Here is a 26061-nt window from a genome sequence, read left to right as displayed (position 1 = left end):
TATCAAACTTTTCCGCTCTCGTCATCCCTAAAATGGGGAGAAGTTGATATTTTTCGCACCGTGTATTTGGGAAAGGTATTGTTGGATTGAATTGAAACTCAACCCAACCCCTAATTCCTCAGTGAATTAACGACCTCTCGGTAACGTTAGTCCTTCCGCCGCTACCCGATATTCTTCAACATTATCACTAAAATCAATGGGTAAAACGGCTACCACATTTTCATGGGGACGAGGAATAATCACCCAAGTTTCTAGTGCTGCACCATAGGCTTTTTCAACCGCCGCAATTCCGGCATCCATGGCGGTTTTAACTTCGGAAACATCTCCCCGAATCATAATTGTAAACCGCGCACTTCCTGCCCGAATATAGCCCACCAACGTTACCCGACCGGCTTTTACCATCGCATCTGCTGCGGCTAAAACACCGGGAAATCCTTTGGTTTCTAAAGCTCCAACGGCTTGCTGTGACATTTAATTTCTCCTGAATTAATTAGACTTTAAAGGTGCTGCGATTGAATAGTTTTCGCAAAATTAGAAGTTAGGTTAAGTGCGGAAACGTTCACTTAGTTCTGTGTAGCCAATTGACATAACATCTACAATGTTCTCAGGGGGGTTGGGAACAACGTAGTAAGTAATTAGTGAACAGCCAAACGTCTTTTCTGCTGCTTCAACACCAGCTTGGACAGCAGGAACCACTTCCGATGTTGGGCCACGAACTGCGACGATAAACTCACCCCGTTCTGCTAAATCATAGTAAACAAGGGTGACTCGCGCAGCCTTGACCATCGCATCTGCTGCGGCTAAAACCCCTGGAAAACCCAGGGTTTGTATGACACCAACTGCCTCTGGCATTGAAGTCTCCTAGTAAGAACGGAACGCATCAAAACCATTGTACGACTGAATGGTACCGTCAAGATTAAGATAGGTTTCGGGTTTCTGGTCAGGGACGGCTGAGGTTCACGATATAGAGTAGCAGTAAGGGATATCAATATCAATTTATCGATTATCACCCACCCAAAAACTCGGCAAAACATCAGATTTTATATTAAAATCTAACGGAAAATTGCTTTAATTCTGATGGAATAACTGCCCCTTTTTCTGTTATAATAGCGGTAATTAATTCAGCAGGAGTTACATCAAAAGCTGGGTTGAAAAATTCCACGCCTTCAGGACAAATTCGAGTTGAACCCACTTGATAAACTTCTGTTGCATCTCGTTCTTCAATTGGAATTTCATCTCCGGTTGCTAATTTAAAATCAACCGTTGATAACGGTGCAGCCACAAAGAAGGGAACGTTATGGGCTTTTGCCACAATGGCTAAACTATAGGTTCCTATTTTATTAGCCGCATCGCCATTAGCAGTAATTCTATCTGCTCCCACAATAACAGCATCAATTAACCCCTGTTTCATACAATGAGCAGCCATATTATCGGAAATTAAAGTAACAGGAATTCGCTCTTGTACACATTCCCAAGTTGTTAATTTTGCCCCTTGTAAACGAGGACGGGTTTCATCCGCATACACTCGATTTAAGCGTCCAGAATTCCAAGCAGAACGAATCACCCCTAAAGCGGTTCCATAGCCTCCTGTTGCTAACGCACCTGCATTACAATGGGTAAGAATGGTTAGTTTTTCAGGTGTTTTAGGTAATACCGTTAATCCAGCTTCTCCAATTGCAAAACAAGTTTGAATATCGTCTTCTTTAATCGTATTTGCTTTTTGAAATAAAGCTATTTTAATATCATTAATTGTTCCAGGGGTTTCTATTGCCGTTTTCAACATTTGATCAATCGCCCAGAATAAATTAACCGCCGTTGGACGAGTGGCGCATAAAACTTGGGCAATCTCTTCTAATTGGGTTAAAAATACTTGACGGTCTGAAGTGCTAATCTCCTTTGCACCTAAATATAACCCATAAGCAGCGGCAATTCCAATGGCAGGTGCACCCCGAACAATCATTGTTTTAATGGCTTCTGCCATTTGTTGATAGGTTGTAACTTCTATTCGGGTATATTCATCGGGGAGACGGGTTTGGTCGATGAGTGAAGCGCGATCGCTTTCCCAAATAATGGGATCAACTTGAGTTAGATTTGAAGTCATTTTGGCGATTAAATTTAAGCGTAGAATATTGTTACCAGTTATTTAATTATAAACCTAGAGTGAACTCTAAGCACTAAAGAATTAAGGGTTAATTTTGTATTGGCAATCTTGATATTGCGATCGCTTATGATGATCCCGATAAATTATAGTCAAAATCAATGTTGCGATCGCAGATAAAATCAGGGAAGTGCTTAGACTTGCGATAGATATTGTCATCCAAAATCACTATCAGGTAAATCACTGATTTATTGTGTCTGCCATCACTCAAAACCCCTGATCTATTTCACACTCAGATCAGGATAATATCACGGTAAACCGTAAGGATAAATGACACAATTTTAAAGATAAGGCTAAGTCTTTGGAGTGCTTACTTATGGCTACTCAATCTTCCAACAAAGAACTGCGGCCCAACCCTTTCATGGCCTACCGTGATCCCGAAACGGGAAAATGGATTGTTGTGAAACCCGAAAGCGGGGATGTTGAGGTAGCCGCAGCATAAAGGATAACACGGTTAATGAGAGCGGTTTTTTTCCCTCATGGGTGACGGGGTGATGGTGATAAAGGTTGCATCCTATAACACGACCCAACCCACAGTTAACTGTATTTTCCTATTGTCCCTGTTTGTGATTAGTATTTTGTCCTGATTGCGGATTAACCAATCAGAAACGACTAAAACCGCAGACAGTTTTTCCCAAAACGAACGAGATAACTGTGCCATTTCTCGAACTGTCTACTGCACCCGATGCACTTTAAGCTTAATTCTCTGATATCAGCTTTGTCAATAGAATCAACCAAAACTGTAAGGGTTAAAATAGTGTCACATTCCCTAAGCCAGAATCTTGTTGATCTCGGTAGAGTATAAACATCGAGTCAAGTTTATACCCATGAAATCCAACCTAAATTTTACCGATACTTTTACGTCTGAGTTTACTACTAATTGTTCTCATTCTGGTGACGTTTCTTTAACTCTTTCAGATTTACAACACATTATAGAAAACATGAACACATTTACTGGGGATGAGTGGCTGTCATTAGCACCTGATATTGATCAAGGAGAACTCTATCGGGATTGGTTTATTTGGTATGATGCTGAAGTCACTCAAGGGTGGGAAGCTTACGATCATTTAATGAATTGCTGGTTTGAAGCGGAAGATTTAGAAACCGTGAAAGCCACCATTGATTTGATTGAAAATTCCAGAACTGTTGTTCCTCTTGCTGCTTAATTTTGCTAAATTTAAGTCATAAAAATTTATGATCATTTCCAAAAGGGGCGAATTTGCCCCTATATTTTTGAGAAGTTAACGTAAACCTAACCAGGTAAATAAATCCTGATGGGTAAAAAATTCCAATACAATTAACAGAACAAATCCTACCATCGCAAAACGGCCATTAGTTTGTTCAGCATAGCGAGTCCAACCCATTGCAGGTTCGGGTTGAGGGTTCGGTTCGTCCGGGGTAGCTGTAGAAGGTGTTGGAGAAGTCATGGTTGTTTTTCTAACTCTTGAATTGATTCAATTAGCGATCGCACGGTTTCTGTCCCTTCAGAGGGTTCAAAAGTGAAAGGAAACTTACCTCGCATCAGTACCCGCATTCCGACGGGCCCTAAGCTGAGTAACCCCTTGAGATCGCGGAAATAATTCCCTACTACCATTACAGCAAATTTGCGCTCATCGACCCAACCGCCCTGTTTTACCAATTCCAGTAAGACTTTGCGGTGACGAATGGCACGACTCGCATCGGCGTCTTTGCGTTCTAGGATTTCATGCTTAATTTTGGTAATCTGATCTAGGGGAGCGACTTCCATCGGACAAACAGAATTACAGTTAAAGCAACGGGTACAGCCCCAAACTCCCTTTGTGCCTTCGTTATAATGTTCGAGGCGTTGTTCGGTTTTAGCATCCCGCAAGTCCGCCACCATCCGTTGAGCTTTGGCTAAGGCGTGGGGGCCAACAAAATTGGGGTTAACTTCGACGGCGTTACAGTCAGAGTAACAAGCGCCACAGAGGATACAGTTGCCCATTTGGTCAAGTTTAGCCCGTTCTTCAGGAGTTTGCAGAAATTCTCGTTCAGGAATAGCCCGTCCTGCGGTACTGACATAAGGTTCAACGGCTTCTAGGTTGTCCCAAAAGCGGTTCATCTCCACAACTAAGTCTTTAATAACGGGTAAATTCCCCATTGGGGCAATCGTCATTTCTGGAATATCATTGAACTGGGATGGCTCAGAATTCGCCTCCGCAATTTTTTGTAAACGGGCAACTTCACTGCCAATATTTTCTTTACAAGCTAAGGCAGAACGGTTATTAATTCGCATCGAACAACTACCACAAATCGTATTGCGGCAGTTTTTTCTAAAGGCTAAGGTTCCATCCTGTTCCCATTTTATGCGGTTAAGACAGTCCAGAATGGTATTTCCCGGTTCAACATCGAGGAAATAACTTTGTACTTGGGGAAAAGAATTAGGACTTTGCCTAACAATATTAAACTTAATTTCCATGTTGTTACACTGATGCAGGTTTATCGAGTATTGATCACACTCGTAGTGAGTCCTTTAGGACTCTCTTAGCCCTAAAGGGCTTACTACTTATTCTACTTCTGACCATAACCGTTCTAATTGATAGCGCCAAGCGGTTAAGGTTCGTTCTCGATCTTCTGTACTATTGGTTAAATCTCCCATCACCCCTTCTGCATAAAACCGTTCTAAATTTTGTAAGGTGGTTTCCATTGATTGTCCTTGCTGTTTCGCCACTAAAATAATTTCTTGAATTCGATTTTCAATCAGTCGATTATAATAATCTGAAAATCCGGCTTCTTGAAGAGAAATTAAATTAGAAACCGCTCGGTTAAAATCGTTTTCTGTTAAGGTTTCTCGGTTATGTTGAAACACAGCCCAAACCACATTTTGATGAATTCCATAGCGAGTTTCTTGAGTTTGATCAAAATTCGCTTCTAAGAGTTGTTCTAAAATTAGTTGAACTTCTTGAACTGGAGCAATGGGAAGTAACATCCTTAACCAACTTTGATTTTCTGATAATAAGACTAATAAACGAAATTGCTCGGTTTCAACTTGCCATAAACTCGCTTCAATTTGACTCACGGCTGTTCCAAATCTAGCGGTTAAAATTTGAGTAATATCTGTAATTTCCATAAAATTTCCTACAAAAAGAACGTTAACACAGTAGAGGCTTAGTTTAGGGAAGCCATTGGGGATGGAACCCTAAAAAGGGTAATTCTTCGGGTTTAACTTGAGGTTTAGATCCATCGGTCGGTGTATCAATGACGAGAGGTAAAATCCAAATTCGACTGGTTTTAATGGTATCTCCTCCTTGGGTTTTTGTGGATTGTTCCAAATCATCGGGTTCCCCAGTTTTGATAACGGTCTGATCAAACAGTAAGGCTAATCCATCGGGGGATAAACTGATGTTGATTTCTTGTTGATTGGGTAAAATCACAAAGGGAATCACTTGTTTAGTTTTGATATCGATCGCAACAATATAAGGCTGTTCTTGATAGGTTTCGGGATTATCCAAAACTTCAGTAATTAAACAATATAAAATACTGTTACTGGAATCAAATTCAGCACTGATAATATTGCCAAAGGGGGGAGTGCGATAAAGTTCTTGTTCTTGTCCTTGGTTATTCACCACAAATAGTGATCGCGTGCCATCGGGATTAAATTTCACCATTGCTGCGGCACTTCCATTGCGTGCAAAGCTTAAAACTTGACCGAATTTTGGTAAAAATTCTAACGGTTTAGCATCGGGTTTTAAGGGTAAAATTGTTGTTAAATCAGGCCCTTGAGCAATCACAACGGATTGACTATCGGGTGCAATTAAAAAGTCTCCACCCTGAGCATTTAAAGGTTTAGGAGATTTCCCCTTTTCAATAAACCAAGGACTCGCATCATTAGGATTAGTTTTACTCACCCGTTGTATCACAATTATATTGCCATCGGGAGATAAATCAAATTTTAAATTCCGATAATATTTGTTATCTAAAAGTTTCTCAATTTCCCCTGGAGGTTGGACGGATTTAGAATTATCTTCGGGAGATTGAGGATTAATTCCCGTTGTCACCGTATATAATTCGGGTTCAATTAATCCTTGTTTTTGTCCGGTTTTAGGAATCGCTGAAAATAGAATGTGATCCCCTTTGGGATAAGGTTCAAAATCTAAAACCACTAAATTTTCAGGGGTTAAAGGTATCGGTTTAGGTTCTTTTTGACTCAGATTAACTAAGATTAATCGTCCTTCTTCGTTTCCCTGAATTCCAATATAAGCAAAAGCCCGATCTCGACTGCGAAAAAATCCTGTAAAGGGTGCAATTAATGTTCCTTGCTTCTCTCCATATAAATGATCTCTAGCACCTTTTAACTGCACACTAAAGGGTGTTCCATAGGGAACGGGTTCTGATAAAGTATAGGCCATACGTCGTCCTGCCCAACTAATTTTACCCGAAAGAGGCGGATCAATTTGCAAATTTTTCTCAACACTTTCTCGATTCATGGGTCGATTAAAGGTCATTAAAAATCCCATATCTTCCGCCCCAATTTGTTTATTTTGCCAAGTAAATTCTTGAACTTGGGGAGTAGTGCGATCACCTGTTAATAAAACAATTCCGATCAAAACGGTTAAAACAACCATTAAAATTAATGCTGCTTGATCTAACGGCTGAACCCATTTTAAAGTCTTGAACTTGCTTGTAAAACTATTCATAAATCATCATCCCAGATTTTAACTAACAACTAACAACTGATAACTGATAACTGATAACTGATAACTGATTTAATAGTCGTAGGGATTTTTAGGAGGAAGAATGGCTTTAATGTTTTGAGCTTTAATGGTTAATTTGCGTTGATTATTAAAAGTTTCTGTATACATTTCTCCTTCTATTTCTAACCAAGTATCTTGAGCATATAATTGTCGAGATTTGCCTTCAGGAAGTAAAACCGGAAGCCCGACCGGGTAAGCATCCGCCGCACAACAGGTTAGAATAAATCGTCCTAACCAAATATAATTTTGGGGTAAATCAGGAGGATAAATGACAAACCCAGTAACTTTTGCTTTTTGACCTTTATAAGCATCGGGTTCAGGATTAACATTCAGTAATCTCACCCATTCAATTAAGGAACGATTTTCCGGTTTAATGGCGGTTCTAAATTCCTGGGGTTGAGCACGAGTCATGGGTAAAGATTCCGTTAACCCGCGTTGTAATGCAGCTTGAGCTCCGAACATTTGGGGGGTGATCAATAATCCCAAACAAGCTGTAAAGATTAATAATACACTACTCCACCCTTTGGGAAATAAGGTGATATGTTGTACCGTTGGGGATGAAGTTTCTTGAATTATTTGTTTAGCTTTTAATCCCCCTAACACCAACAATGTCACACCCGCAGCAACGGTTAATCCAAAATAATTGGGATGAATGAGAATATAAAGTTTTCCAGTGATCCAATATTTTAATAATAAAATTCCCCAGAGGAATAGAGCGACAACATCTAACCAAGGGTTGTCTAATTTAGTGGAAAATTGCTGATAGAAATGGATGATTTTTGGCTTTAGATGCGTCATGGTGTGGAGAACTCCCAAGCTCAATTAACTGAAATTCAAGTTAACCGCTAGGGTCAATAAAAAGGTTAACTGAAAAGCCAGAATAACAAGATAAAAAACCGCCCTGGGTTTAAAAACCGATAATATTAAACCAACGGTTTTAATATCAATCATTGGCCCAAAAACTAAAAAGGCTAACAGTGCTCCACTGCTAAATGCAGACGAGAAAGAGAGGGCAAAAAATGAATCAACGGTTGAACAAATGGAAACGATTCCCGCCAATAATAACATCGCTAAAATTGATGTCACCGGACTTTGACCTAAATTGAGAATAAATTCACGGGGAACCGCCACTTGAATGAGTGCAGCGATAAAACTTCCTAAGACTAATACTCCTCCTAATTCTCGAAATTCCTGCACCATATTTTCTAACATTGAACCCCAACGTTCTTTTGTGGGAGTAAAAAATATTGTTTTCCAAGGTGCACGGACAGGTTTAACAGCGACAGGTGCTTTTTTTGCGGGTTTTTTCAGGAGTTTTTGAGTTTTCCAAGCGGGAAGGGACTCTAGGCGCAGACGTTCTTCGGACTCCCCTAAAAAATAGGTTCCTGACTGAAGCAAGGAAGCACCTTTAACCTCAGAGTCAGAGGGTTGAGGAGGGTCAACGATGGGTAACGCACGGGCGATAGCGGGTTGAACAATGGGCCTTAAGTCCTTCTGGACACTAAAAACCCAGCCTAAAATCGTAGCAATGGTTAAAGAAAATAAAACCCGTAAAATGACGATTTCCGGTTGATCTCGAAACGCTGTCCAAGTTGACCAGATGACAATGGGGTTAATAGTGGGGGCGGCGAATAAAAAACCAATGGCCACCGATGAAGGAACCCCTTGCAATAGTAACCGACGGGCGACGGGAACGTTCCCACATTCGCACACAGGAAACAGAAACCCGACTAAACTTCCCACAAACGCCCCTAGGAGGGGATGGGGAGGAATATAGGATAAGAGTTTCTGTTCATCGACAAACCACAACAGCAAACTGGAAAATAACACCCCCAAGAGTAAAAAGGGGATCGCTTCAACCAGTAAGCTGAGGAATAGCGTAAAACCGCTATTAAATTGATGGATGAATGTTGCTGACATCCGTTACCTATGCGGAGAATAACGCACTGTTATGATCCAGGGGATCAATTGGAGCAGGGGACTTGAGCCATTTTACCCCAATCAGTGCTTTATCCAACTTAGCAGATCGGATGGCGGAATTGTTCAATGTGGGACGTTAGGTGTCAATTGTTGAGTCAGTTAAAATTAAAAGCTGATAACTCCCTCAACTCGTGATTAATATGACCAACGAACTTAAACAAGAAGCGTTAGAACTTCTCAGAACTGCTCTTAATAATAAAACTGCTGAATTTAGAGACGGACAATGGGAAGCCATTCAAACTTTAATTGAAAACCGTTCCCGTCTTCTTGTGGTTCAACGCACAGGTTGGGGTAAAAGTTTAGTTTATTTTCTCCCCACTCGCTTGTTAAGAAATCGAGGATACGGCCCCACTTTGATTATTTCACCGTTACTTGCTTTGATGCGAAACCAAATTGCAGCCGCCGAACGAATTAAGCTTAAAGCAGCAACTATTAACTCCACAAATACAGAAGATTGGGAACAAGTTAAAAATCAGTTACTCGCCGATGAAATTGATCTTTTATTGATTTCACCCGAACGACTTGCTAACGCAGAATTTCGAGAAACAATACTCTTACCTATTTCTAAAAAAATCGGTTTATTTGTTGTTGATGAAGCCCATTGTATTTCTGACTGGGGGCATGACTTTCGCCCGGATTATCGTCACATTGTTAGAATTTTAAATGATTTACCTTCTAATATTCCTTCTATAGCAACAACGGCTACAGCAAACAATCGAGTAGTTAATGATATTATCACTCAATTAGGAACAAATTTGCAAGTTTCCAGAGGAACTTTAACTCGCCAAAGCTTACAACTACAAAATATTTATATTCCCAGTCCAGCCGCTAGAATGGCATGGTTAGCTGAACATCTGCCGAACTTACCCGGAAGCGGAATTATCTACACATTAACTGTTAAAGATAGTGAAAGAGTTGCAGATTGGTTAAGCAGACAAGGAATTGTGGCTAAAGCTTATAACAGTCAGCTAAAAAATGAAGATAGATTAATTTTAGAAGACCAACTTCTGAATAATGAAATTAAAGCGTTAGTCGCTACAACGGCTTTAGGTATGGGTTTTGATAAACCAGATTTAGGATTTGTGATTCATTATCAACGTCCGGGTTCTGTTGTGCATTATTATCAACAAGTCGGACGAGCCGTAGAACAAGCTTATGGAATTCTTTTAAATGGGGATGAAGACGAGGACATTACTAACTATTTTATTAGAACTGCTTTTCCTCCCGAAGCCCATACTCAGGAGGTTTTAAATGCTCTTAATCAAGCGGATAATGGCTTGTCTGTTGTTCAACTTGAGCAAAAATTGAATCTTTCTAGGGGACAAATTGAGAAAGTGTTAAAATTACTCTCTTTGGAATTTCCCTCACCTGTAACTAAGATAGAATCTAAATGGAATGCTACCCCTACAGCAGTTAATTATCAACCCAATACAGAGAAAATTGAACAGTTGACCCAAATTCGTCTTGCTGAACAATTTCAAATGCAAGAATACATGAAAAGTCAACAGTGCTTAATGGCTTTTCTCGCCGAAGCTTTAGATGATTCTAATCCAACTTACTGTGGTAAATGTGCGGTGTGTTTAGGTCAACCTTTAATCCCAGAAACTTACTCAATAGAATTAGTTAATCAAGCAATTCAATATTTACGTCGTAGCGACCAAATCATTGAACCTCGAAAACAATGGGCATCACAAGCTTTATTAACATACAGCTTTTCTGGTAATATTAAAAACAATTTAAAAGCTGAACCTGGAAGGGCGTTATCTCTTTGGGGTGATGCAGGTTGGGGAGAATTAGTTAAAAAAGGAAAATATCAAGATAATTATTTTAATGATGAGTTAGTGAAGGGTGCTTTTGACATGATTCAACGATGGCAACCGCAACCTTCCCCGACTTGGGTTACTTGTGTTCCTTCTTTAAATCGTCCAGAACTTGTGCCGAATTTTGCTCAAAGATTGGCTAATCAATTAAATTTACCGTTTATTCCAGTGGTGCGAAAAATTAAACCCAATCAACAACAAAAAGAGATGAGTAACAGTTACCAACAAGCGCATAATTTAGATGGGGTTTTTGAAGTTTATATTGAGAATGTCATGAATGGTGCTGTTTTCTTAATAGATGATATGGTCGATTCTCGTTGGACATTGACGGTCATTGTAGCCCTATTAAAACAAGCGGGTAGCGGTGCTGTTTTTCCCCTTGCTTTAGCGTTAAATTATTTGGAAAAAGCCGATTAAAAAAGTTATAATAAAATTATGAATCATCCTATCCTATCACCCGATACTCAAGCGATTTTGTTGTTATGTGCCAGCTTTGGACAAAATCGACTTTCTCAACCCCAACCTCTGACGCTAACTGAGTATAATCTCTTAGCAGTTTGGCTTCAGGAAAATCAAATGCGACCAGGAGATTTATTAAGTTCAAACATCAAAAATAAATTGCAAGATATTGCTATTGAAAAGCTTGATATCCAGCGCATCCAAGCTTTACTAGAAAGGGGTGTGATGCTGAGTTTAGCAGTGGAAAAATGGACAACTCAAGGACTCTGGATACTGGGACGGGGTGACAGTCAATATCCTAAACGTTTAAAGCAGAGATTGAAACACAAAGCTCCTGCAATTCTTTATGGAATTGGTAATATAGAATTACTCTCTGCTGGAGGGTTAGCGATTGTTGGTTCTCGTGATGTTACTGAACAGGAAATTGACTATACTCAGACCATCGCAAAAACTTGCGCTGAAGAGGGAATACAGGTCATTTCTGGCGGTGCTCGTGGGGTCGATCAAATTTCAATGTTAGGGATATTAGAAGCGGGTGGAACGGCTGTTGGGGTGTTAGCTGATAGTTTAATTAAAACCTCTGTAAATGGTAAATATCGCAATAGTATTGCTGAAGGTAGATTAACTTTAATTTCTCCTTATGATCCGAATGCTGGCTTCAACACGGGTAATGCAATGGGTCGAAATAAATATATTTATGCTTTAGCCGATTATGGTTTAATTGTTAGTTCTGGTTATCAAACAGGTGGAACTTGGGCGGGAGCAACAGAAGCACTTTCAAAAATTAAAGATATACCCGTTTTTGTACGGATGCAAGATACTATACCGGAAGGGAATCAAGAATTAGTTAAACAAGGAGCCCAACCTTTTCCTATAATACCTGCATCTTCTTCGTTAAAAGGACTATTAAGAACGGTATTGGAGGCAGTTAATTCAGAAGTTGAAGCAATAGATCAATTAACTCTAAAAGATATGAATCAAACGACTTTCTCTCAACCCAAACTTGAGGAAAAAACACAAGGATCTGAGCATCAAGTTACAGACACTATCCCGACAGTTTTTCCGATGAGTCCAAAGGATATTTATGAAGCAGTTTTACCCTTCATCCTGGCTCATTTACATCAACCTTTAGATACGAAATCCATTGCTGAACGTTTGGAAGTCCGACAAGGACAAATGCAAGATTGGTTAAATAGAGCCGTTGCTGAAGGGAAAGTAAAAAAAACCAAGAAACCCGTTGCTTATGTTATTAATCAACAACTGACTCAATTGTCTCTACTTCCTGAAATGGAATAATTAAGACAATTATTAACTGCTTAAATACCGACGAATGTAACTTTCTAAACTTTCCATTTTAATCGAAAAAAGTTGCTCTAAGTTTTGAATTTCCTCCGCCGTGCAGAAGAATTCATTACCTAATAAAACTCGTAATGTTCCTAATTTTTGATATAAATCAGAATTAATTAATCCTAAACTTCCTCGTAGTCCATCAAATAAAAATAAAGGCAGATTAATCACAATCGCTTCTCGATTAAAAACGCGACTAAAAATTTGATAAATATCTTCTCTAGCGAGAATTTCTGGCCCCCCTACAGGAATAATTTTCTGGTTTGCTGCTTCGATAAAGACTGAATCAATGGCAATTCGAGCGATATCATCGGTACTAACAACAGAAGTTCGATTTTTAGCATCCCCAATTAATAAATAAAGCCCCGTTTGTTTAAAGCGTTCTGCTAAGGGTAATAAACTAGATGCTAAGGCTGACGGTCTTAAAATAGTATAATTTAACCCACTAGATTCTAAATATTTCTCAACTTCTCGCTTGGCTTTAAAAATCGGGGAATCTTGATAGCCTCGATCAGTTCCTAACACAGAAATCAATACAAAATGTTGAACATTATTGGCTTTTGCTGCATCAATTAAATCAATATTAGACCGATAATCAACCCCTAATGGATCATTGGGGTTACTATGGGTACTAATAATATATTGGATACCTTGACAGGCTTTTTCAATATCTCGCTTTTCCGTTAAATCTCCAATAAAAATCTGAGCCCCTCGGTGTTCCAATTGAGCATATCGAGAAGTTAAACGCGCAAAAGCTCGCACCAGAATTTCCTGATCACATAATTGTTGAACAATGGAACAGCCTAAATCTCCCGTTGCACCTGTGACTAAGAACATCGTTAATTTTCCTCTGAAGATAGAAACGAAAGAAATGATTGTACCTACGAACGCTTGCGGTTTAATTCCCTTAGCAACTCTCAAGAATTATCCTAAACAATCTTTTTCTATTGTTGACTTTATTTATGACCACCTACTTAAATGCAATAAGATCCCTTTTTTTCAAAGAGGTCAGAGAGCTATGATGTTGATTCAGTCTGCCTTCTAGCTTCTTTGTCACCCCGTCAGCTTATCCGTCCCATCGTTCCCGATAAAATATCCCCTCAACTCTGCTTGCAAAATCTTCCGTGCTTCGGAAATACGCTTGCAGACATTATGATAGGAAATATTTTGTTTTCGGGCAATCTCTGGATAAGGAAGTTCTTGATAAAAGTACAGAATAAACGTCTCACGCAGCCTTGTTGGTAAGTTACCAATAGCGCGACGAATAACCATTTTTCTCTCGCGAGTCTCCACTACACATAGAGGCGTATTCTCAAAAGCAACCAGTTCTTGCTCCTCACCAGATATGTAAACTTCTATATCTTCAACTCGATTTGCCCCCCGGCTGCGTGTTCGATGAAGATCCACACAAAGATTATGAGTAAGTGTCGTCAGCCAAGCCTTAAAATTAGTAATTTCTCCTGTGGCATATTTTTGCACCTTCTCCCAAGCTTTTAGCATTGCCTGACTGAGCGCATCTTCAGCATCGGTTGAATTTCCACCCATCCACTTGACGCAGCAACGATAAAGGTAATCTTGATACTGTTGCCATTGCTGCCAAAAATTTTGACCCATATCTGACGAATGATCACAACATTTTAAAACGCCAGATGAGAGAGTATTTAAACTCATTTTCTTACCTCGGAACGATACAACACCGACCAATTAGAAACAGGCAAACTAATCTCTCTGTCCCGACATAAAAAAATTTATTCCTTTAGATAGATGTCTGTCAAGGGAAATTCGCTATCTTTGGGGATTAAGATTAATTAATTTTTTGTATTAAACAGTTTTAAGAAAAAATACATTTTGTAAAAAATTAGTTTTTATTGCATNCTTTTGGAGAAGCCGGCACAGGAGTGCTAGAGATTCCAAAAGTAGCGATAGAGGGCATTTGGAGATTTTCGGAGATGTCTAATGTGATTGCTGGCAAGGCCAGAGGCAGTGCAGCCAAAAGTCCCCTGGGTGCAAGCCGTGGGCTTTAAGCGCGCCTGTTACTTGCACCACCCCATCGGCGGGGTGGTCGAGGAAGCCATGAAACCCTCGTAAACTCCTGCTGACAACGGTTCTCGCCCTTAGAGGTTTTTCAGGAGCCGGTGTCCCTAGAAAGCCAAAAAGACCTTGCCAATCCTCCCCAGGAGTTTCATTGCATCTGCCAGAAATAGCATGAAACTCAAAAATTTCAAAAATAGCCTTTTTTCAGCGTCTTATAAATACAACGAGTAATTTGGACATCAAAAAAAGCTGTGATGGAACTGTCGCAAAATTTGGTGACCCTAAAAAGTATGGTTGGCACTCAGCCAGCCATGACCAAAATCTTCAGAGTCGTGGACCTCGAAGAGGGAGGAGTACAGTCAGGAGAGCCGGATGAGGGAGTGTCGGGGACTCCCGTTCCCAGAAACGATCTCAGGATTCCGGTTTCCCCCACGGGTGAAGTCAAAGATGAGATTCTGTTTGAGAGAGCGACTGACCCGGCACAAAAGCTCTATCTGCCTCGCTACCAGCTGGCAGAAGAAGAAGTTTCCGGCCAGCGACGGTATCGCATGTCGATGCGTCCGGACGGTCAGAAGTGGGTTCTGGAGTTGTATCTCCAGGCCTATCCTGCCCCGAGTCTAGAGCCTCAGATCCGCAATGCCCAAGCGATAGCACCCCAAGTTACGGTAGTGATCAACTATCGGTGGCAAGGGCAGCCACAGTCATTGGAATTTCAGGAAGTCACGAAACGAGACGGAGAGCAGACATTAAAAGCCGTCTTGCGAGTGAACACTTTAGAAGAACGAGACAAAGTTTATGCGGTGCTGACTGACATAAGCTATGAAGCTGCCCTCGTCGTCAGGCGCAAGGTGAGGGTGGCAACTTCCGTGACGGAATTATCTCCTGCCGATCTTCAGCGTTGGAAGGAAACCGTTAAGCTCTATCCGGAAGCGGACAGCTATGTCATCCAAGATAGCAGTGGCAGTAACTTCGGCAGCCAGCCGTATCTCGAAGTCGAACCCTTATGGAAGGGGGACGGCAAGCAGAAACTCGCCTATGTGCGCTTCAATCTGAGTTCCCTGCCCAATAACGTCAGAATCGACAGTGTGAACTTTCAAATGACCGCTTTTGCAGGTTATGCCTATGGAGGAGACGGAAACCAGTACACACATTTAGTTTTAGACGACAATTGGAATCCTACCTCGCTCACTTGGGGCAATCAGCCTCAAATTGGCGAGATGCTTGGATCTTGGTGGACTTGGTACGGGTTCGACAGTTTGCCACCGTCGCGCCAGGAGCCGAAAAGCATCGATAACCGCGATATGACCGCAGACATCACACCTGCGGTGAGAGCAAAGTTGGCGGGGAATAAGAAGATTTCCCTGTGTGTTAAAAGCTACGGTTACAGGGTGAGATATTATTCGAGCAGGTCAAGCACGGAAGCCTATCGCCCGCAGCTAATCGTTACCTACACTCCTTTTTTGTATCAGGAACAGAATAATATCCTGGATAACATCGTAGACGACACCTTCTTTTTTCCTCCTTTGCTGTACCAGTACATATTTGAGTCCATCAAACCCACTCTTACAGGACAGGCTTTGATTTGTCGGCAAGTCCCTTGGAAGGGCATTTCGTACCGGTACTACCAGGATGCAAGCGATCGCTATCGATTTTACTACCTGCCGGACAGCTTTGAAATTGGCAGGAGATCGGACTCCGAAGGTCCAACCATTTCCCTGTCCTTTGAGTCGTCTGACGGTTCGTTCGATGAGGAAAAAATCCGAGCGATTCTAGAGTTTTACGCAGCGCCAGTTGTAGATGCTAACAGGCTGGAAGCGGCTGCCAGAGCGCTGCTCAACTATGCGCCCTCTCCTTTGCCGTCAGGGGCTGAAGGTCTGGAGTTCTCGCCTCTGAACGCCGACGAGCGGAAGCTCCAGTTCAGCCTGTCCATTCCCGGACAGATCGGCTCAGTTCGCAACGCTCGAGTCAGCCTTAAGGATGGAATTTTTGACAGTTTGACCTTATCTCTGAAGGATTTTCAAGCTGTTTGGGATGCCATGTTCAGCAGCGAAGTACAAAACACGCTTTTGACGGGACAGGTTGCGGTTGAAATTCCAGGGTTCGGGCGAGAGAGTATCCCATTTCAATGTCGGTTGCCGGATAACAAAGCGCAGATATGGGGGACAATTGAGAAAAATGTACCGATAACTTTTACTAAGTCTATCACGCTTAGGACAGTTGTAGCGACATTTGTACAGATTCAGTCTATTGTGGTGGACTTCGATCGGAGTGATGCTGTAGAACTCACCGCCAGCAACTTGAGTGCCAGCGTGACCGTTCGGTTGCCTATCAGTATGATTTTTTGGGGGCAAGAAGATCCGGGAACCTATCATTACAAAAAGAGAGTGATTCGCAAGGATGGACAGCAAACAATCTCTGATTGGCTGACAACGACAGAGGAAATAATCTACATAGATGGGAAGGTCTAATTGACCTATAGGGCCGATAAGTCTAAAAGCAGTTGGCAGAAGATGGCGAATTTGTATTGCCCAGCTTAATTCAGCTTCCATAAAGACAAAATCACGATAGAAATTATCTGTGTACCCAAGTGAGGTGTGACATGTCCTTGCAAGGATTGCCTGATTTTTATGCGCCCATCCAGGCAGAAGTTAAAATATTCTACCCCTATGAAGGCACTGGCAACTTTGTTCTCGTGCCCGATGGCTTGGAAATCGCTGCCCGCGCTGACGGAAAACCTGATTTCGCGCTAACACTCGTGCGCGGAGAGAATCTCTCTCGACCCCCGGAACCGCATGGGATGCTGGAATTTGCGGTTCTGTCTCGTTACCAGATGGACACAGCGCTGAGGGTGCTGCGCGAGAGATCTTCGGGAGCTACCCTCGTCCCTGCTTGCTTCTCGTCAGGATTTCTCCGCTTCCGCCCCTTGACAGAAATAGATCGTGTGCCGGAAGAATTGCTGCAACCGGTTCCCCTGGCTGGCAACGGTCTCGGCAGAGGGCGATATCTGCTGAAACTCTCGCAAAACAACGCTCTCCTGCTGCGAGATTCCCTGAAGGGTGAGGGGGGCAATCTGCTGGGATTAAAAGCCATAGCTGAGATGGAGATAGTTGGTGTGTCCCCCCGACTGCCACTGAAAGTCAGCTTTGACCCCAAACAGCTGCTGGAAGCTCTAGCAGATCTGGGCAATCAGAACAGGCAGGTTCCCAGGGATGCGATTGTCAATTACTTCCGAAACAGCCTTAACTCCGCAAATCTGAAGGTCGAAGGGAACCTGGATGCCATCGCTCCTAGCGCTGTGGCTGAGGTGCTCGCGGATCGCGTCCGGGAACGCTTCGGCACTTTTTGTCCAGCGGAGACCGCTGGTGCCGGCCCCCGCATCGCCCTGCTCTCACCGGCGGACACCGGCACCGGGCGTTTCCTCTGGGATCTGTCAGAACCTACGCCAGCCCATCGCCCCTTGGTACTCCAACTCGATCCGTTTGCCGCCGCCCGACAGCTCGTCCAAGACCAAGGAATCGACGAGGTGGTCAAACAGACAGTTGTTCCGGCGATTAACACTGGACACCTGCGGGTTTACCTCGCTGATAACCTTCCGAAACAGCGACGGGGGGTTGTGGCCTTGGGAGTGACCTTTCGGGCAAAACCCAATATCCCCAGGCGTCCCCAAGCCATAGTAGAGACAGAAGAATTGAACGAATCTGGCGACACTCCGGCTGTTGTCCTCCGCTTCTCTCCTGCCGAGAAGCAAGAGTACACCTTGCAAACCTATGCCGTCCTTCAAGACGCAACAGGCATTCAACGCTTCAACGGAACAGTTAAAACCTATCAGGGAGATTTGCTGATCCTCAATCCCGATGACTTTCCCGTGGATTTCGTGCCGGTGGAAGCCTCTCGGTCTTTGCTGGAGATGGCTGACATCCAGGGAATTTTGAAACGCCCTGACAGCGGGTCTCAGATCCAGGATCTGTTTGCGCTTACTCTCGATCGGCCAGTGATCGCCCTGGCCATTCCCAAAGGCGCGGAAGGAGCTACCTTAGAAATTGAAGCTCGTTCCAAGGAAGGGTTAGGAACCATTAAGCTCGATCCGGTGCCGGCCAATCCCCTTTGGCTGGATTTGCACTCCCTGCCCCAGTACGGGACTCAGCAGGTTGAGGTGAGCTGCGAGCTTAAGAACACTCTATTTGCCGTCTTTGAGTTCCTGCCGGAGGGAAGACCAGAAACCGACAAAATTACCTTATTTTTCTTGCCCGATACTCCCAAACAGGCACTCAAGTATTTGCCTCAATCCCCCTTTCAATCCCGCTACCGCTACCGGCAGCAGCTTGAAGGCCCCAGTTCCCAACCGTCCCCTTGGTCAGATTACTGCTCCCCCTCGCAACCTTTGAACCTTCAAGTGTGAATTTCTCTCAGGCCACTGCCAGCCAATTTGTGAAGCAAAGCTTAAATTGCATAGTTGTGGGAGGGCAATTGCGAGATCTCACCCAACGGACTGCCACTACTGTGGTAACTTTGACTTGAAAATAGCTAGAGAGCAGTGAAGCTTTATTTGTGAAATCAGCGCTGAATAACTCACCAGTTACACCTTGGGAAAAGTTCCCTACCTTTACCCCTAGCAGTTAAGGGTCAGACAGTCCCACCCCGCAGCCTCTACGGTACAGGTCAGTTAGCCCCCCTGTCCTTCTTGCTTATCTTTACTGAATAAATCACCTCTTAAACATGACTAAATTGCCAGAAACCCTGGGCTTTGAGTTCCATGGCGTCCGGTGCTACCAGGCAGCCAGCTCGGATGGCCGGACTTTATATTACATCCCAGGCAAACCAAAACCCGAGCCAGATTTCTCCGGTCAGCCCACCCTCAGCCTTTGGGTCAGCGATCGGGGTGCCATACTGCAATTGCAGACCCGATGGGATGTGGAGTCCAGCTTGCTCGAAGACCTAAAGGCAGAGATAGCCCGGCGCTACCAGATCAACTCCCATTCCATCGTCCTGGATATGGCTTCGGTTTCCAGTCCAGAAGTGTCGCTGGAAATCGGGGACGGTCAAGGAAACTTTCAGGTATTGAAAACCTCTCCCTCTTCTGGGTTCTTGCCCTACACCACCATTTTCCAGGAGACGCTCACCGCTGGAGAAAAACACCAAGCCCTCTCCGCTCTCGGCGGTGAGCCAGATTACCTGCGCGTCAAATACAGCGCTGAGATTGGAGTAACCGCTGCCATCGCCATCCGCCTGGCGGGGGATGTGGCTGCTGATATTGCGGAGCTTGTCAAAACCGCTACTGGGGGAGAACAGCAGCCAACCTCCAGGTTAGGAGGTTTGTTTCCCAAAAGGAACCAACAGCAGCAAAGGCCTATTTCTCTGGGGGACTGCCACGCTCAAATAGAAAAGGCCATCACTGAGGGGCGTATCACCCTCAGTATCACAGAAGTCAATGCGGTGTCGCAGGAACTTCGCCAAAGAGTGGAGGGCAAGGTCAAGCAGAGTGCCGCCGACCTGCTCCTCCCGCGAGCCCAGCAAGCCCAGGCTGGGAATATCCTCCCCGATAGCTCCACCTTGGAGGCGCAGTTCACAGACACAGAAACTCACAGCTACTCCGTCGAGCGACAGACTGACGTGAGTTCTTGGTTTCCTGACGGAAACGGTCGCGATCGCATCCAAAGTTCACCCGAAACTATTGATGAGCCATTGCGCCCCGTTTTGGGTGAGACTGGCCCAACTGCAGCAGGGGGCACTTCTGGGGGGACTGGCTCAACTGCGGGAGAGAAAGTGGTTCGGTTGGGGTTTGAGCCGGAAAGCACTTTACTCTATTCGATCCGGGTCACTTGTGCAGGGCAAACCAAGACTCTCGAAGAGCCCAGTTTCCATTCCGTGACCCTTCCCGCTCCTCCCGGAGAGCCTTTGGTAGTTGAGACTGGATATTCTCTAGGGGAGAATTTCACCGCGCAACTCCCACCCACCAGATCTGGGGAGTGGGTGCTGGCACCAGAAAATGTGGGACTGGCAAAGATTGTGGTCGATGCTTCGGCTCGCCAAGTGGCTCGAGCAAAGGGCGTGCGGGTGAAAGTTACCTACAAGCCTTCAGGAGACGGCGATCGGGAAACCAAGACCGTTGAGTTCGACCAGAGAGATGCGGAATGGACCAAAAATGTTTACTTTGTCACCAGAAGCCCCAACCTCAGTGGCGTCATTGAGTACAGCTGGCAGGAAACCCCGGCCAAAGGCAGTCTAGTTTCATCTAAAGTTTTTAAAACAGAGAATACCCAGGTGACCCTGTAAGCCAGATGCGCGGTTGAGGGCGCGGCGTTCCGCCTGCGACCAGCCGGTGATAGAGTGTGGGGGAGGGCTTTTCCGCAGAGGGAAGCCCTCCTTTCAATTTTGTCACCCCGGCAAACCAAAACGTCTGAGCAATTTTACTTATCCGCATCGGATCGATGGCCCCTATCAGGGCTGAGGATCTGAAAAATCAGGCGATAACTGCAATCCAAAATTTCAGAAACTGCCCTAACCGAGCGTCTTAATAGTAGATGTCTCAAATCGGAGAAGTTTGAAGATGTTAACGACTCATGTCCAGAAGTTCCTGGAGCTATCCACAGGACGGGGCTACCAGTGCTATGGAGATAACGAAGATCCAAATCAGTTTTACGTGATTCCGGCAACGCCGACATACAAACGGACGGGGGGAAATGCACTAGACTTCACCGTAACGAAGTACGATCCAGGTCCAGGTAAAGAAGGGGGAGGATTCTGCACCTTCACGGTTGTCCTGCCCTTTCCCAATCCCCAAGAACAAGACCAGATCAAGCAGCTGCTATCCAAAGAACTCAACCCGCAGTTGGAGCAGCGCGCTAAAAATATCGTCGAGATGTTGGAGGCTTATAAAAAACAACCCCAAGGAGAGTGGAAGACTCTCAGTAAAAACCTGGGATACACTGATCAGCAAGTTGACGCCCTCGCCAAGACATACCAGCCGGCACAGGGGTGGCAGCAGTTTATACCCACTAACGTCAAGCTGAACGCCGTACCCTTTACCCAGACTAAAACAGAACTACTGCTTAAGGATTCTAACAGCCGACTGATACTACCCAACCCAATCCCTCCTAAACCATCAGGCTTTGGAGATAACAATACGATATTCAACCTGGAACTTACGGAGAACGGGGCAACCTTCCTGGAAAAAGCCCTCAAGGAAGGAGAGGGAGGCTCTATCGCCGGTATCAGGTATGAAATGAGTTTTGAGGCCGTTTTGCCCCCAGCCGAGGTGACAGTTTTCTACAAGTCAAGCGAAGTAGCCTCCTTCGCACGTACAATAGATCGGAACGTCTGGGGTCAGGCGACAGAAGAGAATATCAAAAAGCAGTTAGAGCAAAAACAAACTTATGGTGTAAAGGTTGGTCCTGTTTTGGGACAAGGCTGGACTCCAGAGCAAAAGAATAAGCTCGAACAAGAGTTGCGAGACTGGGGGAATAAGCAACTGACGAATATTCTGAAAAACCAGACCGAAGGGCTCGATATCAGTAACCTAGGCCAGCACTTCCAAAAGAATCCGGATAAGGTTTCTGAAGTCCTCAGCAAGACTGTAGACATCAATATTACATACAGTGAGAGTCGAGCGGTCGAGCAGACCATTTTCCCTCAACTGCAGCTTCCCACAATCTCCAACATTTTGAAAGCTGATGGTCTGTCAGGTAATGAGTTACAAAAGGCATTGGATAACTACTTCAAAGCCTATAATTTGGTTGATGATTTTTACCGGGATAAAACCCTCCAGATAGTTGTCAATGGCGACTTTGAGAAGCTGAAGATCAGCTATGTGAGGGTTGACATCGAATACTTAGGTTGCAAGACGAGTGATCGAAACAAAACTGTGCTGTTTGAAGCAAAGGGGAAACCGGAACCCTCTCCCAATGGCGGGGAAAACAAGAAAAATCCGGTCATGTGGAGCTACGGGATAGAGAACGGCCAGCCTGTTCAGACCTGTAGCTATACCTACGAGATCGGGTACGCGAATGGAAAAACGTTCAAGACCCCGCAGGCTCAAAAAATAGACGGTAGCGTTCTGAATATCAATATTCAGGACATAGGGATTGCCCGAGCCAACATCAAAGGCGACAATATAGATTGGCAGTTGGTTGATCGAGCTCAAGTCACTTATAAGTTCGAGCCAGATGGCCTAAGCCCGATCGAGAAGAAGATCACTCTCACCCAGGCTAAACCGAATGCGGATGAGTTTGTCGAACCTCTGCTGGTAGCCAAACCCGTGCCTGTCAAGTACCATACAGAGTTTGTCTTGAAAGATGGGTCGCGCTTTGTGTATGCGCCCGGTTCCCAAAAAGAGAAAGTTGACTGGGCAACAGATTACAAAACCGACATCTATATAGAGCCTCCATTTCTGGCACCTCGCACCTATACAATCCTGCCTTCTGGTTTAGACAGCAATGTGCGCCTCATCGCAAGCACCCTCAAGTACACAGTGCCCGCGCTAGGTGACTTCACAATCAATTTTCCAGTGACCTTCCAGAACAGCAGCGAACCAAAAAGCTGGAAAGTGCCCACGTTTCCGGCGAGTATGACACCTAAGCTGGAATATGACACACAGATCTTTTTTAACGATGCTACCCACTCTCAATATCAGGGTTCGGCGTTGGTGGGCCAGTCGTTGATCTTTGTCGGCATTCCACAAGAGAAGCTTCTGAATGTAGGAATTGATGAAACCGGCCTACAGAATTTTGCGGAGCGCTTTGAACGGATAAAGGTACAGTTGCTGTATGAGGATGCGAAAAACGAAATCCGTAAAGATGACGAGAACAAATTCGTATTTCAAAGTGGCGACAACAAGATAGTAGACCGGTGGTCTGTCCCCCTGAAGGATCCACTTCTAAAGTCATACAAGTATCGATTGTTGATCCGGCACAAAGCTGTATTCAATGGTGCAGGTCTCAACTTGTATTGGCCGCTGGAATTTAAAACAGAGACTTCCAGCAACCTGGACTTAAGTGAAATTATCAAGAACGATGCCGAGATCGCTGCGGCAAACGGCAAATTTTTGCTGAAAGTAACTGCAGGGAATCTGTTCCAGTACGAGCCCAATTACGTGGCTATCGCCGTCAACATTGAGTACGGTTCTCAACGCTCGCGATTGGTGCTAAACCCGCAACAGCCAGTCCAGTATTTCGTGGCTGAGCGTCTCACAACAGGTGCCATCGGCACTTATAAGTGGCTTGCCCAGATCAAGAAAAAAGATAATTCGATGGAATATCACCCCTCTGACGCGACCTGGATCTCCTCAACCGATGCTGTTGTGAATCTTGAGTCTGTACTGGATGTTTGGGGTGCCCCCCCCAGCCCCGGCAGCGGTTCTGGCACCGGCAGCGGTTCTGGCACTGGCAGCGGTTCTGGCACTGGCACCACCAGCGGTCTTTCTGATTTCGACTTCTAAGTAGAGGAATGGGGCGACAGCGCCCCCGCCTCAACCGCTTGGCGATTGTTAACCGATTTATGGAGATGACGGCAGTGCTGCAATATCTCAACAGCAGGGAAATCAAAGGGGTTTCCCTATTTGGTGATGATGCAAATCCGCGCAAATACTACTACATCCAGCAACAGCCGCGCTTGACCTCCGACGAAAAGGGCAAACCCAAGCTCGGACTGATACAGTACCGGGATGATAAGCAAGAGATCACAGGTGGCTATTTCACCCTGGAGGTGAATCTGGGTGTCAAGGAAGAAACCTTGGGAGAGATCGCCAAGCAACTCGAAACAGACCGGCACAGCCTCGAACAAGTTCCACTGGTGGATGGCACGGTGACGCTGACGATTCTCAACAACAGCTACTCGGCCAAGCCATCGCTCTTTGGTGACAACCAAGCAGTATTTTCTGTGGAACTCGGTCGAGATGAGGTGACCCTGCTCAAACAGGCACTCTTCCAGAGTGCGTTCGCGCCGATTGGGGTTGCCTACTGCCTCGACTACTTCGCCACCAGACCTGCTTACTCTTTCCGCATCCGCGCTGAACTGGATCGCGTCCAGAAGCATATTGAGGAGCATTATGATATCAACCTGATTTTTTTCAGCATCAATATCGATAACATCGTGGACTCACTGGTTGAGAGCAGCGTCCTCGAAATTGAGGAGGAAAATGCTGTCCCACTAGAGGAACAGACGGCTGCTGCCACACAAAGTCGCGATCGGATTGTCCAGGAAATCAAACAAATGGTGCTGGCCACCTTTTTTAAACCTAAATTCGGCCCCATTCAGGAGACAGGAGGCGGAGGCTTTTCTTTTCCGATGGGATTCAGCTATTACAAACTTGATATTACCCAAATCGACCGACGATCTTTCAATCTGGCCATCAACGAACAGGCGGCGGTGAGGCGCAGCATCTATCCCCAGGGGTATCTCCAGGGATTGCTGTCGGGCATTCAACAAGGAAATTTCAAACCCGATGACTTTATCACTTCCATAGACCTTGAGAATAGCTTTTTCCAAAAGCGCCAAGTGGCGGTGATTTGTCGCGCTAATTTTGAGAGAGATGACATTAATCACATCCAGGTAACTCTCACTTACGGTGAGATTTCAGACAGAGAGCGAGTTGTTTTCCTGTGGTCTTCCACGGACAGAGAAACCGCGATTTGGAGCGCCAGCACCAAGTGGGACAGCACCCTGAACAAGAAGGTGATGCAGCGGGACGTGAAGGTGAGTTACAAAGTTATTTTCAACATCAGTAACTACAGCGGACGCCCTCAGCAGGTGGAGTCAAGGGAAACGGTAACTGACCGCGATAATCTGGAGATTTTTCCCTACGACGACCTCTACTTAAATGAGCAAATTCCGATTTTTACGCCCCAGTCCTTCCCGTGGGATCGCTATCGTTCTGTAAAGGTGGAAGTTCGCTATCTCGATGAAGATAATCTAATTCGGCAGGAACAGACTTTCAATCTGCGTCAGAACAACTCTGCGCTGACCTGGACAATGTTTGTGCGGGATTTTAAGCGGCGGCAGTTTTTATACAAACTAACCTATTACCCCTACCAAGCAGGCGATTTCTGGGAAACGCCAGAATGGCCATGCCAGGAACAGATTATTGTCCGCGATCCATTTCAGCTCAAACGCAAAGTTACCGTTGTCCTGCTTACGGTTAATTGGTCCGAAATCAGAACTGTTTATCTAGAATTATCTTATAAAGACCCAGAAAACAGTCTTCCGATTCAGAGTGTATGTCTCGAATTCAGCCCTCTAAAATCCCGGTGCCAAACCTTTGAGGCGAACCAGCGCCTTCCGGACTGCAAAAGAGTTGACTACAGAGTCATTGTCTGCTTCAATCAGGGAGCAAAGGAGATTTTGAAATCTGCTACTGTCGGCAACCGAATTCTTTTAGGTCTCGATGTAAAAGCACCGTGATGCGGTCAAAACTTAATCAAAAACTCAAGGTCACGATCCAACACATCCAAGCTCAGGACTTATGCAAAGCCTCTATGTCTAGAGCGTGCAAGTGTTGCACATACCCCACCACATAATTAAGGGTCGCTGAGTAAGTCCCATAACCCAAACCAATTCG

General features: G+C 44.5%; 21 protein-coding genes. 9 read left to right on the top strand and 12 right to left on the bottom strand.

Annotated elements, in window-relative coordinates:
• Positions 1-126: 126 nt before the first annotated feature.
• The 4 genes from PL9214_RS19530 to PL9214_RS32755 form a co-directional block, all read right to left on the bottom strand.
• Positions 127-471, bottom strand: a complete 345-nt coding sequence (locus tag PL9214_RS19530; protein ID WP_072720430.1) for a carbon dioxide-concentrating mechanism protein CcmK — start codon at positions 469-471, stop codon at positions 127-129.
• Positions 472-543: 72 nt separating this feature from the next.
• A complete protein-coding gene (locus tag PL9214_RS19525; protein ID WP_072720429.1) occupies positions 544-852 on the bottom strand; it encodes a BMC domain-containing protein in 309 nt (102 codons plus the stop codon).
• 193 nt (positions 853-1045) lie between these two features.
• Positions 1046-2101: an S-methyl-5-thioribose-1-phosphate isomerase gene (mtnA, locus tag PL9214_RS19520; protein WP_072720428.1), complete on the bottom strand. Its 1056-nt coding sequence runs from the start codon at positions 2099-2101 to the stop codon at positions 1046-1048.
• A gap of 81 nt (positions 2102-2182) precedes the next feature.
• On the bottom strand, positions 2183-2317 hold the full coding sequence (locus PL9214_RS32755; RefSeq protein ID WP_281250345.1) for a hypothetical protein: 135 nt from the start codon (positions 2315-2317) through the stop codon (positions 2183-2185).
• A gap of 157 nt (positions 2318-2474) precedes the next feature.
• Here PL9214_RS32755 and PL9214_RS32750 point away from each other — a divergent pair, with 157 nt between their 5' ends.
• Together PL9214_RS32750 and PL9214_RS19515 are read left to right on the top strand one after the other, a co-directional pair.
• Positions 2475-2600, top strand: coding sequence for a hypothetical protein (locus PL9214_RS32750; RefSeq protein ID WP_281250344.1), 126 nt, complete (start codon positions 2475-2477; stop codon positions 2598-2600).
• A gap of 385 nt (positions 2601-2985) precedes the next feature.
• Entirely contained in the window at positions 2986-3324 is a 339-nt protein-coding gene (locus PL9214_RS19515; RefSeq protein WP_072720427.1) for a hypothetical protein, read from the top strand.
• 75 nt (positions 3325-3399) lie between these two features.
• Here the strand turns inward: PL9214_RS19515 and PL9214_RS19510 are convergent, their stop codons facing one another.
• From PL9214_RS19510 to PL9214_RS19485, 6 genes are all read right to left on the bottom strand, one after another.
• Positions 3400-3585: a CAB/ELIP/HLIP family chlorophyll-binding protein gene (locus PL9214_RS19510; protein WP_072720426.1), complete on the bottom strand. Its 186-nt coding sequence runs from the start codon at positions 3583-3585 to the stop codon at positions 3400-3402.
• Positions 3582-4595, bottom strand: coding sequence for a succinate dehydrogenase/fumarate reductase iron-sulfur subunit (locus tag PL9214_RS19505; RefSeq protein WP_072720425.1), 1014 nt, complete (start codon positions 4593-4595; stop codon positions 3582-3584). Before PL9214_RS19505 ends, PL9214_RS19510 begins: the two co-directional genes overlap by 4 nt.
• 87 nt (positions 4596-4682) lie before the next feature.
• Positions 4683-5246: a hypothetical protein gene (locus PL9214_RS19500; RefSeq protein WP_072720424.1), complete on the bottom strand. Its 564-nt coding sequence runs from the start codon at positions 5244-5246 to the stop codon at positions 4683-4685.
• Between the two features lie 43 nt (positions 5247-5289).
• Entirely contained in the window at positions 5290-6813 is a 1524-nt protein-coding gene (locus tag PL9214_RS19495; protein WP_072720423.1) for a hypothetical protein, read from the bottom strand.
• Positions 6814-6882: 69 nt separating this feature from the next.
• Positions 6883-7668, bottom strand: a complete 786-nt coding sequence (locus tag PL9214_RS19490) for a TIGR03943 family putative permease subunit (protein WP_072720422.1) — start codon at positions 7666-7668, stop codon at positions 6883-6885.
• Between the two features lie 24 nt (positions 7669-7692).
• Positions 7693-8790: a permease gene (locus PL9214_RS19485; protein WP_072720421.1), complete on the bottom strand. Its 1098-nt coding sequence runs from the start codon at positions 8788-8790 to the stop codon at positions 7693-7695.
• 200 nt (positions 8791-8990) lie between these two features.
• Between PL9214_RS19485 and PL9214_RS19480 the strand changes: the two genes are divergently transcribed.
• Together PL9214_RS19480 and PL9214_RS19475 are read left to right on the top strand one after the other, a co-directional pair.
• Positions 8991-11087, top strand: a complete 2097-nt coding sequence (locus tag PL9214_RS19480; protein ID WP_072720420.1) for a RecQ family ATP-dependent DNA helicase — start codon at positions 8991-8993, stop codon at positions 11085-11087.
• Between the two features lie 18 nt (positions 11088-11105).
• Positions 11106-12425, top strand: a complete 1320-nt coding sequence (locus PL9214_RS19475; RefSeq protein ID WP_222425254.1) for a DNA-processing protein DprA — start codon at positions 11106-11108, stop codon at positions 12423-12425.
• Between the two features lie 12 nt (positions 12426-12437).
• Here PL9214_RS19475 and PL9214_RS19470 read toward each other — a convergent pair whose 3' ends face one another.
• On the bottom strand, positions 12438-13313 hold the full coding sequence (locus PL9214_RS19470; RefSeq protein ID WP_072720418.1) for an SDR family oxidoreductase: 876 nt from the start codon (positions 13311-13313) through the stop codon (positions 12438-12440).
• A 216-nt stretch (positions 13314-13529) separates the two neighbouring features.
• Complete coding sequence (locus PL9214_RS19460; protein WP_072720416.1) at positions 13530-14147, bottom strand: RNA polymerase sigma factor; 618 nt, start codon at positions 14145-14147, stop codon at positions 13530-13532.
• A 617-nt stretch (positions 14148-14764) separates the two neighbouring features.
• On the opposite strand from PL9214_RS19460, the gene PL9214_RS19455 reads away from it, so the two are divergent.
• From PL9214_RS19455 to PL9214_RS19435, 5 genes are all read left to right on the top strand, one after another.
• Positions 14765-16978: a DNRLRE domain-containing protein gene (locus PL9214_RS19455; protein ID WP_139295112.1), complete on the top strand. Its 2214-nt coding sequence runs from the start codon at positions 14765-14767 to the stop codon at positions 16976-16978.
• 131 nt (positions 16979-17109) lie between these two features.
• A complete protein-coding gene (locus PL9214_RS19450) occupies positions 17110-18909 on the top strand; it encodes a hypothetical protein (protein ID WP_072720414.1) in 1800 nt (599 codons plus the stop codon).
• 317 nt (positions 18910-19226) lie between these two features.
• A complete protein-coding gene (locus PL9214_RS19445) occupies positions 19227-20783 on the top strand; it encodes a hypothetical protein (RefSeq protein ID WP_072720413.1) in 1557 nt (518 codons plus the stop codon).
• A 274-nt stretch (positions 20784-21057) separates the two neighbouring features.
• On the top strand, positions 21058-23943 hold the full coding sequence (locus tag PL9214_RS19440) for a hypothetical protein (RefSeq protein ID WP_072720412.1): 2886 nt from the start codon (positions 21058-21060) through the stop codon (positions 23941-23943).
• An 8-nt stretch (positions 23944-23951) separates the two neighbouring features.
• Positions 23952-25904, top strand: a complete 1953-nt coding sequence (locus PL9214_RS19435) for a hypothetical protein (RefSeq protein WP_139295111.1) — start codon at positions 23952-23954, stop codon at positions 25902-25904.
• Positions 25905-26061: the final 157 nt, after the last annotated feature.

It is taken from the genome of Planktothrix tepida PCC 9214, assembly GCF_900009145.1.
In the GTDB taxonomy this organism is placed as follows: Bacteria; Cyanobacteriota; Cyanobacteriia; order Cyanobacteriales; family Microcoleaceae; genus Planktothrix; species Planktothrix tepida.
The sequence above is the reverse complement of the archived record's forward strand: the minus strand, read 5'-3'. Positions and strand labels throughout refer to the sequence as shown.